Source organism: Mycolicibacterium novocastrense (assembly GCF_001499835.1).
Classification (GTDB): domain Bacteria; phylum Actinomycetota; class Actinomycetes; order Mycobacteriales; family Mycobacteriaceae; genus Mycobacterium; species Mycobacterium novocastrense.
Genome location: NZ_LQIH01000065.1, coordinates 178,951 through 192,538, shown reverse-complemented (window position 1 = coordinate 192,538; position 13,588 = coordinate 178,951). Strand labels below are relative to the sequence as shown.

The 13,588-nt window shown below is 64.0% G+C and carries 11 protein-coding genes; 8 read left to right on the top strand and 3 right to left on the bottom strand.

Annotation, left to right across the window (positions count from 1 at the left end; all coding sequences use genetic code 11):
• Window positions 1-74: 74 nt before the first annotated feature.
• Both AU072_RS26350 and AU072_RS26345 read right to left on the bottom strand, forming a co-directional pair.
• Complete coding sequence (locus tag AU072_RS26350; RefSeq protein WP_082680653.1) at window positions 75-1,124, bottom strand: sensor histidine kinase; 1,050 nt, start codon at window positions 1,122-1,124, stop codon at window positions 75-77.
• A gap of 59 nt (window positions 1,125-1,183) precedes the next feature.
• Window positions 1,184-1,924: a response regulator transcription factor gene (locus tag AU072_RS26345; protein ID WP_064416474.1), complete on the bottom strand. Its 741-nt coding sequence runs from the start codon at window positions 1,922-1,924 to the stop codon at window positions 1,184-1,186.
• 387 nt (window positions 1,925-2,311) lie between these two features.
• On the opposite strand from AU072_RS26345, the gene AU072_RS26335 reads away from it, so the two are divergent.
• Complete coding sequence (locus AU072_RS26335) at window positions 2,312-3,421, top strand: PLP-dependent cysteine synthase family protein (protein WP_064416472.1); 1,110 nt, start codon at window positions 2,312-2,314, stop codon at window positions 3,419-3,421.
• 1,199 nt (window positions 3,422-4,620) lie between these two features.
• Here the strand turns inward: AU072_RS26335 and AU072_RS26330 are convergent.
• Complete coding sequence (locus AU072_RS26330) at window positions 4,621-5,097, bottom strand: hypothetical protein (RefSeq protein WP_133147319.1); 477 nt, start codon at window positions 5,095-5,097, stop codon at window positions 4,621-4,623.
• A gap of 649 nt (window positions 5,098-5,746) precedes the next feature.
• Here AU072_RS26330 and AU072_RS26325 point away from each other — a divergent pair.
• The 7 genes from AU072_RS26325 to AU072_RS26290 all read left to right on the top strand — a co-directional run bounded on the left by AU072_RS26325 (window position 5,747) and on the right by AU072_RS26290 (window position 13,534).
• Window positions 5,747-7,279 carry a multicopper oxidase family protein gene (locus tag AU072_RS26325; RefSeq protein WP_064416470.1) on the top strand — a complete coding sequence of 511 codons (1,533 nt, stop codon included), beginning with the start codon at window positions 5,747-5,749 and terminating at the stop codon, window positions 7,277-7,279.
• Window positions 7,280-7,448: 169 nt separating this feature from the next.
• On the top strand, window positions 7,449-8,036 hold the full coding sequence (lpqS, locus tag AU072_RS26320) for a putative copper homeostasis (lipo)protein LpqS (RefSeq protein WP_133147318.1): 588 nt from the start codon (window positions 7,449-7,451) through the stop codon (window positions 8,034-8,036).
• 116 nt (window positions 8,037-8,152) lie between these two features.
• Entirely contained in the window at window positions 8,153-9,265 is a 1,113-nt protein-coding gene (locus AU072_RS26315) for a PLP-dependent cysteine synthase family protein (RefSeq protein ID WP_064416468.1), read from the top strand.
• A gap of 50 nt (window positions 9,266-9,315) precedes the next feature.
• A complete protein-coding gene (locus tag AU072_RS26310; protein ID WP_064416496.1) occupies window positions 9,316-10,533 on the top strand; it encodes an MFS transporter in 1,218 nt (405 codons plus the stop codon).
• A gap of 789 nt (window positions 10,534-11,322) precedes the next feature.
• A complete protein-coding gene (locus AU072_RS26300; protein ID WP_082680654.1) occupies window positions 11,323-12,063 on the top strand; it encodes a L,D-transpeptidase in 741 nt (246 codons plus the stop codon).
• 149 nt (window positions 12,064-12,212) lie between these two features.
• Window positions 12,213-12,599 carry a BlaI/MecI/CopY family transcriptional regulator gene (locus AU072_RS26295; RefSeq protein ID WP_064416466.1) on the top strand — a complete coding sequence of 129 codons (387 nt, stop codon included), beginning with the start codon at window positions 12,213-12,215 and terminating at the stop codon, window positions 12,597-12,599.
• Window positions 12,596-13,534, top strand: coding sequence for a M56 family metallopeptidase (locus tag AU072_RS26290; protein WP_064416465.1), 939 nt, complete (start codon window positions 12,596-12,598; stop codon window positions 13,532-13,534). The genes AU072_RS26295 and AU072_RS26290 overlap by 4 nt, the downstream gene beginning before the upstream one ends.
• Window positions 13,535-13,588 lie beyond the last annotated feature (54 nt).

Genomic DNA, 13,588 nt, shown 5'->3' with positions numbered 1-13,588 from the left:
CCGGCAGACTGTTCCTTCGGCATACCTGCATCCTCGTTTCCAAGGTCAGGAGCCTCCAACATTTCCAGGGCGATTCACGTGGCCCCGGTGCCCGGGCCTTGGCTGCGTGCTGTGATGGAGCCGCCGTGTGCCTCGACGAGTGCTTTTGCGATTGCTAATCCGATGCCGGCCCCGCTCTTGTCGTGGGTGCGTTCTGCTTCCACGCGGTAGAACCGCTCGAATACGTGCGGGAGGTGTTGGGCGGGAATGCCTTCGCCGGTGTCGGAGATGCTGACTTCGAGCTGGTGACGGTCTATGTGGACGCGGACGTCGACGTGGCCGTGCGGGGGTGTGTGCCGCAATGCGTTGTCAAGCAGGTTGGCCAGTACCTGAGCGAGTCGCTGCGGGTCGCCTGAAACTGCAGGAAAGCGGGGTGGCAGGTGTGTGGCCAGGGTTACCTGTTTGGCTCGGTAGCGTTTGGCTGCGGCGCTGACCGCGGTCGTGACCAGCTCGCCGATGTCGGTGTCAGTCATGGTCATTGATGCGGAGCTTTCTTCAGCTTGTGCAAGAGCGGCGGCATCTTGGGCGAAACGCACCAGTCGACGGGTCTGGTCCCGCAGCATGGCAGTGGTGGTCGGAGTCAGTGACTCGACACCGTCTTCGACCGCTTCCATGTAGGCTTCCAGCACCGCGACCGGGGTGCGGATTTCGTGGGCCAGGTCAGCGAAGAGGTGGCGGCGGGTGGCGTCCACGGCCTGCAGGCGCCCAGCCATTTGGTTGAACGCAGTCGCCAGCGCGTCGAAGTCCTGCCCGAGGTGCGGTGGAGCTACCCGCACGTTGTAGCGGCCGTCGGCGACCGCGGTCGCCGCTGAGGCTACTTCTGTGACGGAGCGCTGCAGCCGCCGGCTGATGTACCAGCTGACCGCGAAGGCCGCCAGTGCCGAGACCGCCAATGCGCCGCCCACCGCGGCGACCATGGCGTACTGGTAGGCCTCCTCGGCATGATGCTGCTCGGCCGAATGAGCCGCGACGCCGGCCTGGCGTAGGTGGTCACGAAACAATGGTGGCCCTACGATGGCGGCGACTATCCAGGTGGTCACCGCACCGGCCAGTAACACCATGGTTTGGGCTACCAGTAGTCGCATGCCGATCCCAGGGCGCCTCCAGGCGCGCGCCGGCGCTCGTTGGGCGTTCACGGGCGTGCTCACTGTCCCCCTCCCATCCGGTATCCCACGCCGCGCACGGTCAGCACGTAGCGTGGGGTGCTCGCGTTGTCGCCCAGCTTGCGTCTTAAATGGCCGATGTGGACGTCTACGACGTGCTCGTCACCGACCCACGGTCCCTCCCGCACCGTTTCGAGTAGCTGGCGGCGGGTCAAGACCACGCCTGGTCGCGCAGACAACGCGCTCAGCAAGTCGAACTCGGTGCGAGTCAATCGGATCGGCTCATCATCGAGGTGTACCTCTCGGGCGGCAATGTCGACTTGCAGCTTCCCGAAGCGCCGTGGCGGCGCAGCCTGGTCGCCACCGATCACCGTGCGCGGCCGGCGCAGCAGAGCGCGGATACGGGCCACCAACTCGCGTGGACTGAACGGCTTGGTGATGTAGTCGTCGGCGCCGACGGTCAGCCCTACGATGGTGTCCATTTCCGTGTCACGGGCGGTGAGCATCACCACGTAGGCATCGGAGAAGGTGCGCAGCTGCCGGCACACCTCCAACCCGTCGGCACCGGGCAACCCCAAGTCGAGCACCACCACGTCGGGATCAAACTCGCGCGCCAAAGCCACCGCTTCCGAGCCGTCAACGGCGGTGCGGGTTTCAAACCGGTCACGCTGAAGATAGCTGGCCACCACATCGGCGATCGCCGCCTCGTCGTCGACGATCAATGCGCGGTAGCCCGGCGCGCCTAGACCTCCCTGAGCTGACGTGGCATCCATAGCGTCCATAGTGCCCCGTGAAAACGCACGAACTACACCGACACTGCGCTTACAGCGGCACACTGGCGCCACCCGATTCAGGTCTTGAGTAAATCTTCACAAAACCTCCACTGAATCAGCGGACGTGGGGGGCACCTTGGAGATCGAAAGGAGGTCGGGTCGATACATGGTGCCGTACTGGGGTTGGGAGAATTGGCTGGTGGTTACGGGCACGCTGGCCGCATCCTGGACCGCTGTCGTCGCCATGGCGGTCGCGTGGTTTGGTGCCTTTTCCAGCGACCGGAATACCCGCAGCATGGGTGTGGCGACGCGCGACATGTCGATTGACTCGGCCGATAAGACCCGAGCCGACGGGCCCCGAGGCTCGTGCCCGATCGATGGAGAAGCGACGATCACATGAGTCATGCCTTGTCTATCCATGCGCCCGAACTGCATTCGGCGCGGTACCGCGGGTTGGGCCGCTACGAGCGACCGGACAACCTCGTGGGTCGCACGCCGGTGCTGCGGGTTTCTTCGCCGTTCAGCAGCGCGGACCGCGGATTTTGGGCCAAGCTCGAAGGCGTCAATCCCGGTGGTTTGAAAGACCGCCCCGCAATGCACATGGTGGAGTGCGCCCGAGCGCGCGGCGACCTGCGCCCGGCTGCGCGCATCGTCGAATCCACAAGTGGCACACTGGGCTTAGGGCTGGCGTTGGCCGGCATCGTGTACCACCATCCGGTGACCTTGGTCACCGATCCGGGTATGGAGCCCATCATCGTGTCGATGTTGCGGGCCTATGGCGCCGATGTCGAAATGGTCACCGAGGCGCACCCGACGGGCGGATGGCAGCAGGCGCGCAAAGACCGTGTCGCGGAGCTGCTGGCCGAAGATCTCGAGGCGTGGAATCCCGACCAGTACAACAACCCCGACAACGTCGACGCATACCGGCCGCTGGCCTTAGAGCTCCAAGCTCAGCTCGGGACCGTCGACGTGCTGGTGTGCTCGGTCGGAACCGGGGGCCATTCCGCTGGCGTCGCGCGGGTACTGCGCCAGTTCAATCCGCAATTGCACTTGATCGGGGTGGACACCATCGGGTCAACGATTTTCGGTCAACCCGCCGCGAACCGACTGATGCGCGGGCTGGGCTCGAGTATTTATCCACGCAACGTCGACTACGCCGCATTCGATGAGGTGCACTGGGTGGCGCCGGCGGAGGCGGTGTGGGCCTGCCGTACCTTGGCGGGCACCCATTACGCAACGGGCGGTTGGAGTGTAGGCGCGGTAGCGCTGGTTGCAGGTTGGGCGGCACGCACCTTCTCACGTGAGACGACGATCGCCGCAGTCTTTCCCGATGGGCCACAGCGCTATTTCGACACTGTCTACAACGACGACTACTGCCGTCGCCATGACTTGCTGCTAACGCAGCCGCCGCAGCAGCCCAACGTGATCAACGATCCCGCCCAGGAGGTCGTCACATCATGGACCCGCTGCCCTACGGTGATCGATCCGATGCAGACAGTGGGCTAATCGCCACGGTGGGAGATTGCGGCAGTCTCGGTCGCGAGTCGGACGCGTGGTGTGTCGGGGCATCATTGACGCTTATGGCTCAGCACGCGCTGTCATGCGTCCCCCCGCTTGATGCGCATTTTCGAGAAGGTGTGTGGAGAAAGTTGGACCTGGAGACGGGGCCAGCACGGTGTGTCAGGTGCTGCAGCGCCGTGATGACTAGCAGAATGAGCGGGCGGCCCTCACGGCGGTGTCCAAGCGGTTGACGTTTCACCGTTGAGACGATGGCGAAATCGGACTGACCGACCGTCCGGATCAAGACCCGAAAACGCATAAGACGCGCGATCTTCACGCCGCACCCGCCCGGGCACGTCGGTGCCTCCTGCCGAATTAGGCCGGTTAGCAGAGTCGTCGACAGTACTGACCAAGCCATGGCGTTGGTGACTTTTCGGACCTCATTCGTCAGCGAGGCTGGGCTACTATCGATTCTGCTGGAGCCGGCGACGATTCGTGGCCGGCCGCCGTTGCGCCGACCGAAAACAGATAGTTGAGGCGAGGTCGTACCGGAGTTCCTTGCGCTCATCGGCGCGGTAGTCAATACGGCAGCGATCAACGAGGCGCCGGCTTTGACTTCCCAGCAGGAGCCGACTTCCAAAGTTCACCAGTGCACTTCGTCCGGCCATGCACAGATTCGCGTTCCCCCTCTTGCGCCACGCAGCCCTAATGTCCAAACCGGTCCTGGCGCCGGGCCACCGCATAATCGGTTAGTCGAAGTTTCGAGCCCGGACTCACCACGAGTCGTACACCTAGGACGGAAGGACCGAAAAGTCTAGCGTGCCAATGGAAAAGGAAGTAGGCTGCGCCTTTCTCTGGGTGGCTCGGCGGCTGGCCCCCCTCAGGGAGATTGCTCCGTCGGCCAGTGTGCGTCCGCGGGGCACAGCTTGCCCCAGTGTCCTCCGCGGATTGATACTTCCGACCGGCCAACGTCTTGGTCGTTGGTTCCGGCCCGGCTTCGCGCCAAGGACTTTGAACCAGTTCGACGTGAGTGTCAGCCCTCGTCTGGTGATGCCGCAGGCTAACGCCGTTACCCAAGGATAGTGATGTTGCCGCGCATGCGGTCCGGGTATTAGTTATCCACCTCACAGCCGACAAGGGGAAACCATTCAGGGGTGCTCGTTTTCTGCCTGCCTGCACCACTGCCGACCTTCCGCAGTACGCCTTCATTCCTGAGCTTGCTGCTCTCTCTTGGCTTCCCGGCCTTCAGGGCTTGCCGCCGAGTTGCCCGGGGTGTTGGCTGTCGCAGCGGGGGCATTACAGTTCAGGCTAAGCCGGTATTCGTTGGAGACCACTCGGTAGCGGACTCCTTGACGTCCGTACCGCCCGTCACGGCCGGGGACAGCCTGGACGACCGGAGGTCTCACGAATGTCGATTTCGAAACGCCAGTGACGATGCACTTGCTCAGGGGAAGCCTGTCGCCGACCCGGGTCGCGATGATTGCCGTGCCGCCCTCCTGCGCGATGACCCCCGTCACCTCGGCGTAGGTTTGACCCTCCAGGTGGGCCGCGGCCGACGCAATTCCCGGCAAAGAGAACAGAGCACTTGCCGCAACGGCAGCGGCGGCTGCACCTGCCTTGACGATGATCTTGACCATGATGGGCGCATCCTGTCGATGATCGTTGGCTAGCGTTGCAGCCATCTACCAACTTCAACCGTGCATCGCGATATGCACGAATCGATTGAGTTCTTGCGAAGATTCGTTGAAGATCCGAATCGGCGGCGAGGGCCCCATCAGGCGGTGAGGGCCCAATCAGATTGTGGACGTCGAGCGCTGTTGCCGCGGAGTCCAATACCTGCTTGGCGCGCAGCGGGCGCCATCAACGGTTGGGCAGCCCGTGTCAGCGGCCTGGTGCGGGTAAGCGGTTGCGGACGGTGCTCGGATGAGGCGTTCGACTCGGTGGTCGCCGGCGCCCTACCAACGCTGCTACGAGTGTTCGCGACATTCCGGATGCCGGTGGGTTGTTCACAGTGGCCTGCACGCTCGCGGATAACCGGATGGTGCGCCACGACGACATCTTTCGTTTACGCCAATCGCTTGCCACATGGCCCGAATCGAACAGCATAGGCATCGTGGCATCCGCGGCAGCAGCGCTCTAAATTCATCATTCAGTTGCGTCTTGAACCGATGGCGTCTTTAACGAATCTTCATATCCCCTTCATCGATTCGGTGGGTATCCGAGCGCACCGTGAAGGCGGGAAGGAAACCGGATCCGGCATGATGTGGTACTGGTGCGCGGCGGTGGGCGCCAGGTGGGTTTTGAACCAGGGCGCCGGGAAGCCAGCGTGTGATGAGTGAGTTCGTGGCGTCGGACGGCGGTTTGAGCAGACGGCGGTTTCTGGGGGCCGCCGCCGCAGCCGGGATGGTGTTGGCCGGTTGCACGCGCTCAACCGACAGGATGACGCAACCGGATCCGGTGGCGGTCGCGGAGTCGCGTCGCCCGCACAGCGGACGCACGGTCAGCGCAACAATGACCGCCCAACGCACCCGCGCGGACATCGGCGGGGTGGTTGCCGAGACGCTGTCCTACAACGACACCGTGCCGGGGCCTGTGCTGCGGGCCAGCGTTAGCGATGAGTTGGCGGTCACCGTTCGTAACCGATTGAGCGAGCCGACGTCGGTTCACTGGCATGGCATCGCGCTGCGAAACGATATGGACGGTGCCGCTCCAGCGACGCCCAACATCGATGCCGGACGCGACTTCATCTACCGATTCTCGGTTCCGCACCCGGGAACCTATTGGGCGCATCCCCATACCGGCCTACAGGCCGACACCGGCCTGTACCTTCCGGTGATCGTCGACGACCCGATGGAGCCCGGCGATTATGACGCCGAATGGGTGGTGATGCTGGACGACTGGACCGACGGCGTCGGTTCGAGCCCTCAACAGCTCTATGAGGGGCTTCGCGCCATGGGCCCGCCTGCGCACGATATGCCGGGGATGGGAGACATGGGCGACATGCACGGATCAGCGACGGCGGTGCCCGGGGTGGGCGGCACGGGCGGCAGCGAACTGCTCGGCGGCGATGCCGGAGATATCACCTACCCGTACTACCTGATGAACGGCCGAATCCCGCAAGCTCCGAGCACGTTTCGCGCAAAACCCGGCCAACGCGTTCGTATCCGGCTCATCAACGCCGGCTCGGATACCGCGTTTCGGGTGGCGCTGGCCGGCCACTCGATGATGGTCACACATACCGACGGCTTTCCGGTGGTTCCGACGGAGTTTGACGCTGTGTTGGTCGGGATGGGGGAGCGTTATGACGTGGCGGTCACCGCCGGTGACGGGGCCTTTCCGCTCGTCGCCGCCGCTGAAGGTAAGAACGCCGTGGCGCGAGCGCTGCTGGTCACCGGAGCCGGTGCGCCTGCTGCGCCGGATTTCCGGCCACCGGAGTTGTCTGGGCGCGTCGGCACGGTGGAGCAGCTGAGCGCGGCGTCCAGCGTCACGCTGCCGAGCCGCAGCGCCGACGTGGCACTGCCCGCCGACCTCGCAGGATCAATGGCCGGCTACGATTGGACGATCAATGGTCGGCCGTTCGCCGCTACCGAGTCGCTGAACGTGCAGCAGGGCCAGCGCGTCGCGGTGACGTTCAAGAACATGTCCATGATGTGGCACCCGATGCACCTGCACGGCCATACCTTCGAAGTAGTGCCAGCCGACCGGCGGCGGCCAGGCCCCCGCAAGGACACCGTCAATGTGCTTCCGATGCAGAACCTCACGGTGGTCTTCGATGCCGATAATCCGGGGATATGGATGCTGCACTGCCATAACACCTATCACCAGGAGGCCGGCATGATGACCAGCCTGAACTACAGGACCTGAGGGCCACGCGTCGGCGTTGGACGGACCGACTCAGTGATATCCGTAACATTCCCGGCGTCGATAACTTGTTTACCCACACCTTGGGTTTGGTGTCCGATGCGGCCAAACTATGTACGTAAGCAAATAGTACGTATATGCAGGCAGGATCCCTCAAGAAGTGGCCGGGTGGGTGTCGCCGGATGAAGAGATCCGGTGGCGGGCAAGCAGTTTGCAAACTCTGATGGCCGTGCGTGAGGCGGTGTCTTGTCTGGGCAGATTGAAGAATCGCGACCCGGTAACAACACGGAATCAACTTCGCGCCTGGGCCGTGGCGTACGTGCGCGCTGTTACTGTGGGCAACATTGTGAAACACGAGGCCTCGCGAACCACGACACCGCTGCGCCGACTGATCGGGCTGGCAGTGATCTCGTGGATGCTGGTCGCTGTCACCGGGTGGGCAGCCACCTGTGTGGATCCTCCGGCGCCGCACGGACCCCATGCTGTGGTATCGGCACTCGGGTCTCAGTTCGCTGAAGTCGTCGAGCACCCACACTGTCTGGACGGGTCCATCATCGACCTGCACCACGGTATTGCCGCGGCTGTGCTGCCCCGAGTCACGACCCTGCCCCTTGCGCTTGGATTGGTCACCGCCGTGGCTTTGGCGCTGGGCTGGTGGGGCGCCGCGCTCGGCCCATCCATGCGTGGCCCGCCGCAGGCGGCCCGGGCTGTGCTCTGGGGTCGTGATCGGCTCACCCGGTTCGGTATCACACGCTGCTGAGTGGGCGGCGCATGACCTGTCCGCGCTGCAGCGGACTCGGGTCGATGACTGCTGCCCACCATCCATAGCCGTGCCTCTTCAGCGCTGCGGCACCGACGCAGAAGCGTGGAAACCCCATGAACCATGTCCTATCCGTACACACGCCCGACCTGTCCGCCTCACGTCGCCGCGCCGTCGGCCGGTATCACCGCCGGCCCGCCACGCTGGTCGGCCGCACTCCAGTGCTGTGGATCGGTGCTCCGTTCAGCTCTGAAGAGCGGGGCTTTTGGGCCAAACTCGAGGGCTTCAACCCCGGCGGAATGAAGGACCGCCCGGCCATGCACATGGTGGAGTGTGCCCTAGCCCGTGGCGATCTGCAGCCAGGTGGACGGATCGTTGAATCCACCAGCGGCACACTCGGCTTGGGCCTAACGCTGGCAGGTACTGTATACGGGCATCCGGTGACGCTGGTCACCGATCCCGGTATGGAACCGATTGTTCAACGAATGCTTTCGGCATACGGTGGGCAGGTGGATCTGGTGACCGAACCACACCCGCAGGGCGGTTGGCAGCAGGCGCGCCGCGATCGGGTGGCCGAGATTCTGGCCGGTGACCCGACCGCCTGGTATCCGGATCAGTACAACAATCCCGACAATGTCGACGCGTATCGGAGCTTGGCGCTGGAGTTGCAGAATCAGCTGGGGTCCATAGACGTCTTGGTGTGCTCCGTGGGCACCGGCGGGCATTCGGCCGGCGTGGCGCGGGTGCTGCGCGAGGTCAATCCCGACTTGCGGCTGATCGGCGTCGACACCGTCGGTTCGACGATATTTGGCCAGCCGGCAAGCACGCGGTTGATGCGCGGCCTGGGCTCGAGCATCTACCCCCGCAATGTGGACTACCGCGCATTCAACGAGGTGCACTGGGTGGCGCCCGCGGAGGCGGTGTGGGCATGCCGAGCCTTGGCAGCCACCCACTACGCCAGCGGCGGCTGGAGTGTCGGGGCGGTCGCCCTGGTCGCCGGTTGGGCGGCGCGCACCTACCCGCAGGGCACAAGGATCGCCGCGGTGTTTCCCGACGGCCCGCAACGCTACTTCGACACCGTCTACAACGACGACTACTGCCGAGCGCACGGAATCCTGGCGGGCCCTCCAGGTGCAGAGCCCGCGGTCGTCGCGGAGCCGGCAGAGTGCGTCGTGCAGTCGTGGACGCGGTGCGCGCGGGTGGTTGACCCCGTGGCGGTGGTGCCGTGAGGGCAGTGGCCGCACAGTTCAGGAGTTTTGGTTGGCCGAGCCGGCTGCTGATGATCAACCAGTTCGGCATCAACCTGGGCTTCTACATGCTGATGCCCTACTTGGCGGGATATCTGGCCGGCCCGTTGGGGCTCGCGGCATGGGCGGTCGGTCTCGTGCTGGGCGTGCGTAATTTCTCACAGCAGGGCATGTTCATCGTCGGAGGCACACTCGCTGACCGGTTGGGCTACAAACCGCTCATCGTGGCGGGATGCCTACTGCGTACCGCTGGGTTCGGGTTGCTGGTCGTGGCCGAGTCACTGCCGATGGTGTTAATCGCCTCGGCGGCGACGGGCTTCGCCGGAGCGTTGTTCAACCCGGCGGTACGCGCTTACCTGGCAGCCGATTCCGGTGATCGGCGCGTCGAAGCGTTCGCAGTGTTCAACATCTTCTACCAGGCGGGCATTCTGGCCGGGCCCTTGGCGGGACTGGCGCTGATGGCGCTCGATTTCCGGGTCACCGCGGCAGCGGCGGCGACAGTGTTCGCGCTGCTGACCGTTGCCCAACTCTTCGCCCTTCCCCAGCACAGCGCCACACCCCGAACCGAGAAGGTGTCGGTGCTCGATGACTGGCGCGCCGTGGTGGCCAATCGGTCTTTTCTGCTGTTCGCAGCGGCCATGATCGGCTCCTACGTGTTGTCCTTCCAGGTATATCTCGCGCTGCCACTGCACGCAGCGATTCTGGCGCCCGACGCCGAAACGCTCTTGGTCGCCGCGGTGTTCGTGGTTTCCGGAGTGATCGCCGTGGGCGGACAACTGCGCATCACTCGCGTGTTCGGTGCACGATGGGGCGCGGGACGCTCACTGATAATAGGAACACTCATCTTGGCCATCGCCTTCGTGCCGCTAGCCGTCGTCCCTGATAGTGGCCGGTTCGGCCTGGCGGCCTCCGCAATCGCCTTGCTGTCTGCCGCTGCACTGCTCGCAGTCGGATCAGCAGCGGTATTTCCCTTCGAAATGGACACCGTGGTATCACTCGCCCAGAACCGGTTGGTGGCAACACATTACGGTTTCTATAACACCATCATCGGTGTCGGCATACTCGCCGGCAACTTGGGTACCGGTGCGCTGATGCAAGCCGCGCGCGATGCCGGCGCACCGGAGCTGATCTGGGCAGCGCTGAGCCTCATTGGCGGACTGACGGCATCGGCGCTGTTCTGCCTTAATCGCAGCGGGCGACTGCAGCCAGTGGCGGTCAAAGCAGACATGGATCCAGGTCGAGTGCCCTAGCCCTAACCAGCGTCCTGCGCAGTGACCGCCCGGGGCGGCACGGTACCGGCGCTTGCGCGAACTTCCGAATAGCGGCCATCCGATCTTCTCGAAAAATCGAAAGTAACTGTTTCAAAAGCGTTCTCATCGTTATCCAACCGTGCCCGCAGGCGCATTATCGCTGGCAGTGTTTGAGGTAACGTTGACTAGTAGCTACTGACCTACTACGTACTACGCCCGGGGCGATGAATAGCTGGTCCAGCGGCGATTAGGAGTGGACATGGCTACATTGGCAAAGACGGCGACGATAGTCGCCGGTATCACCACCGCGGCCGTGTTGCTCGCTGTGCCGGCATCTGCTGCCCCAACGGGTCCTGGCTCTGCGCAGGATACGGTGAAAAGCCTTGAGGGCAGTGGATATACGGTCATCGTGAGCAAGACCGGATCCGCGCCCCTCGCGAAGTGCGCCGTGAGCTCGATTCGACCAGGACGCGACGTCACCGAGATGCGCAGAAACGTGCGCGACCGCACCGTGCAGCGGGTGGTGTACAAGACCATCTACGTCGACGTCACCTGCTAGGAGAGGCCACGATGCGGCCCAGTGGCTGACGGCCGATCGACCGGTGCCGCAAGGATGTCTTGGCGGTGATCCCTGAGACCAACGCAAGGAATGAATGATGATCGAGCGCGGGGTTCAACCGTCTGGTCGGGGACGTTTGGCGTAGGACGATTGGAAGCTGCTATCCGTAGTAAGTACGTAGCTACCGTTGTGGTGTACGCCGCGGTGAAAAGGAAGGTGGTGAAGGTTAGTTGCGCTGGCTCCTGGCCACGGCAGCCGTGGTGACTGCTTTCCTGACGCCGTCGGCGGGCACCCCGGTCTCCGCAGCTGTGGCTGCCGGGGCTTTCGGGGTAATTCGTGTTCAACCGGGCCCCGGTGAGGTGGTGGGGGTTGCCCATCCTGTGGTGGTGAAGTTCATTGCGCCGGTCGTCAATAAGGAGGCCGCCGAACGTACTGTTGCAATCACCAGTTCGCAGTCGGTGACCGGTGACTTCACATGGCTCGACGACGTGACGTTGGAGTGGAAGCCGACCGGCTATTGGCCGGCCCACGATGAGATCGGAGTGCGCGCTGGCGGGTTGAAGACCGAGTTCAGCACCGGTGCTGCGGTGGTCAGTATCGCCGACATCGATGCGCACACATTCACCGTCCAAGTCGACGGCGAGGTGGTCCGTGAAATGCCGGCGTCACTGGGCAAGCCCGGTTTCGAAACACCTGTCGGTGACTTCACGGTGTTGGAGAAGCAGCGCAACGTCGTGTTCGACTCACGCACCATCGGTATTCCGCTTGACGACCCGGAGGGCTACCTTATCGACGGCGAATTCGGCGTGCGTGTGACGTGGGGAGGTGTTTACGTGCATTCGGCCCCCTGGTCAGTCGACGCGCAGGGATCGGCCAATGTCAGCCACGGCTGCATCAACCTCAGCCCGGAAAACGCCGAGTGGTATTTCGACATGGTGCGAGTAGGAGATCCCGTCACCGTTCAGGCGTAGCGGCTCGCGCCGATCCAGCGTGAGGTTCGTGCCGTTTCGGCGACAGTGGGCACCGCTGCGCATTCTGTGCGTCCCGCTTCAGCGTTTGTTGAGTCGCGCGCATGCCATGGCGGCCGGTAAGCTCCTCGTCGAACAGTGGAGGTTCAACGGTGCGGGTGCGCGGTTTCGGCGAGTTGGAAGCGGTCATCATGGAACGCGTGTGGGACTACGGTCCTGAGGCGTCGGTGACGGTTCGGGAGATTTTCGAGCAACTGGCCGCCGAACGGCAAATCGCCTACACCACGGTAATGTCCACCATGGACAATCTGCACACCAAAGGCTGGCTGGCCCGCGAACGCGACGGTAGGGCCTACCACTACTGGGCGACGCTATCGCGCGAGCAGCACACCGCACGATTAATGCGTGATGCCCTCAAGGGTGGCGGGCGCTCGGAGCTGGTGCTGAGTCACTTCATCGAGCAGATCGGTCCGCGGGAGTCCGAGCGGCTGCGCACGGCGTTGCGGCGGCTGCCGAAGAAGCGGTCAGGTAAACGGTGAGCATCGCAGCGTGCCTGCTGCTCTACAGCTTCGTGGTGTGTGTGGTCGGCCCGCCGATTTTGCGTCGGCTCACCCGTGAAGGCCATGCTCCCCGCTTTGGTGTGGCGACATGGCTGACTGCCATCGGCAGTGTGCTGATCAGCTGGTTGATGGCCGCGGTGCTCATCGTCGGGGACCTTCTCACCGGCGGCGAACACCGCAACGGTGTGGTGGCGTCGTGTCTTGCCGTGTTGTGCGACGTGCTATCTGGATATGCCGGTCGCATCCCTCAAGTACTGTTGCTGGCCGCTGCAGTCGCCGGTGTCATCGCGGCGTCGCTGGCCGGTGCCCGAATTGCGCGCGCTCTTGCTCGCCTACGGGCAGGGGCGCTCGAGCACGCTGACGGGGTGCGGTTGGTGGGTCGGCCGGTTGGCCAGGACGTGTTCGTCATCGAAGCTTCCGAGCGTGCCGCCTACTGCGTATCGGGTCGCCCACCGGTCATCGTGGTGACGACCGGTGCGCTGGCGGCCCTCGACGACGATCAACTGGGCGCCGTGCTCGCACACGAGCACGCTCACCTGGCGGGGCGCCATCATCAAGTGATAGCCGCCCTACGCAGTCTCGCGGTGGTTTTCCCGAAACTCTCGCTGATGACACAGGGCGCCACCGAGGTGTCGCGGATACTGGAGATGTGTGCCGACGACGCGGCGGCCCGTCGATTCGGTCACCGCACGCTGCTGGCCGGATTGATGTCACTGGCCGGAGCGGCACCGGCAGGGTCACTGGGGGCGGCCGATGTGGCGGTGCTCAGCCGGGCCGAACGTCTGGCGGTTCCTGCCACACCGCCGACACGGATACGCGCCCGGGCAGCGTTGACCAGTGCATCGACGCTGATGGCCGGCGGACCGTTGCTCATTCTTGCGTTGATGGCGTCGGGCACGCTGATGTGCGGTTAGCTCCGAGAATGTCGCGCAAGCGTAGTTCGGCCCACGTGATCGCGAACTCGGACG

What these genes read in the sequence shown, in the direction of transcription:
- AU072_RS26350 (WP_082680653.1), bottom strand. Translation starts at nt 1,124, where the DNA reads ATGCGACTACTGGTAGCCCAAACCATGGTGTTACTGGCCGGTGCGGTG.
- AU072_RS26345 (WP_064416474.1), bottom strand. Translation starts at nt 1,924, where the DNA reads ATGGACGCTATGGATGCCACGTCAGCTCAGGGAGGTCTAGGCGCGCCG.
- AU072_RS26335 (WP_064416472.1), top strand. Translation starts at nt 2,312, where the DNA reads ATGAGTCATGCCTTGTCTATCCATGCGCCCGAACTGCATTCGGCGCGG.
- AU072_RS26330 (WP_133147319.1), bottom strand. Translation starts at nt 5,097, where the DNA reads ATGGCTGCAACGCTAGCCAACGATCATCGACAGGATGCGCCCATCATG.
- AU072_RS26325 (WP_064416470.1), top strand. Translation starts at nt 5,747, where the DNA reads ATGAGTGAGTTCGTGGCGTCGGACGGCGGTTTGAGCAGACGGCGGTTT.
- AU072_RS26315 (WP_064416468.1), top strand. Translation starts at nt 8,153, where the DNA reads ATGAACCATGTCCTATCCGTACACACGCCCGACCTGTCCGCCTCACGT.
- AU072_RS26310 (WP_064416496.1), top strand. Translation starts at nt 9,316, where the DNA reads ATGATCAACCAGTTCGGCATCAACCTGGGCTTCTACATGCTGATGCCC.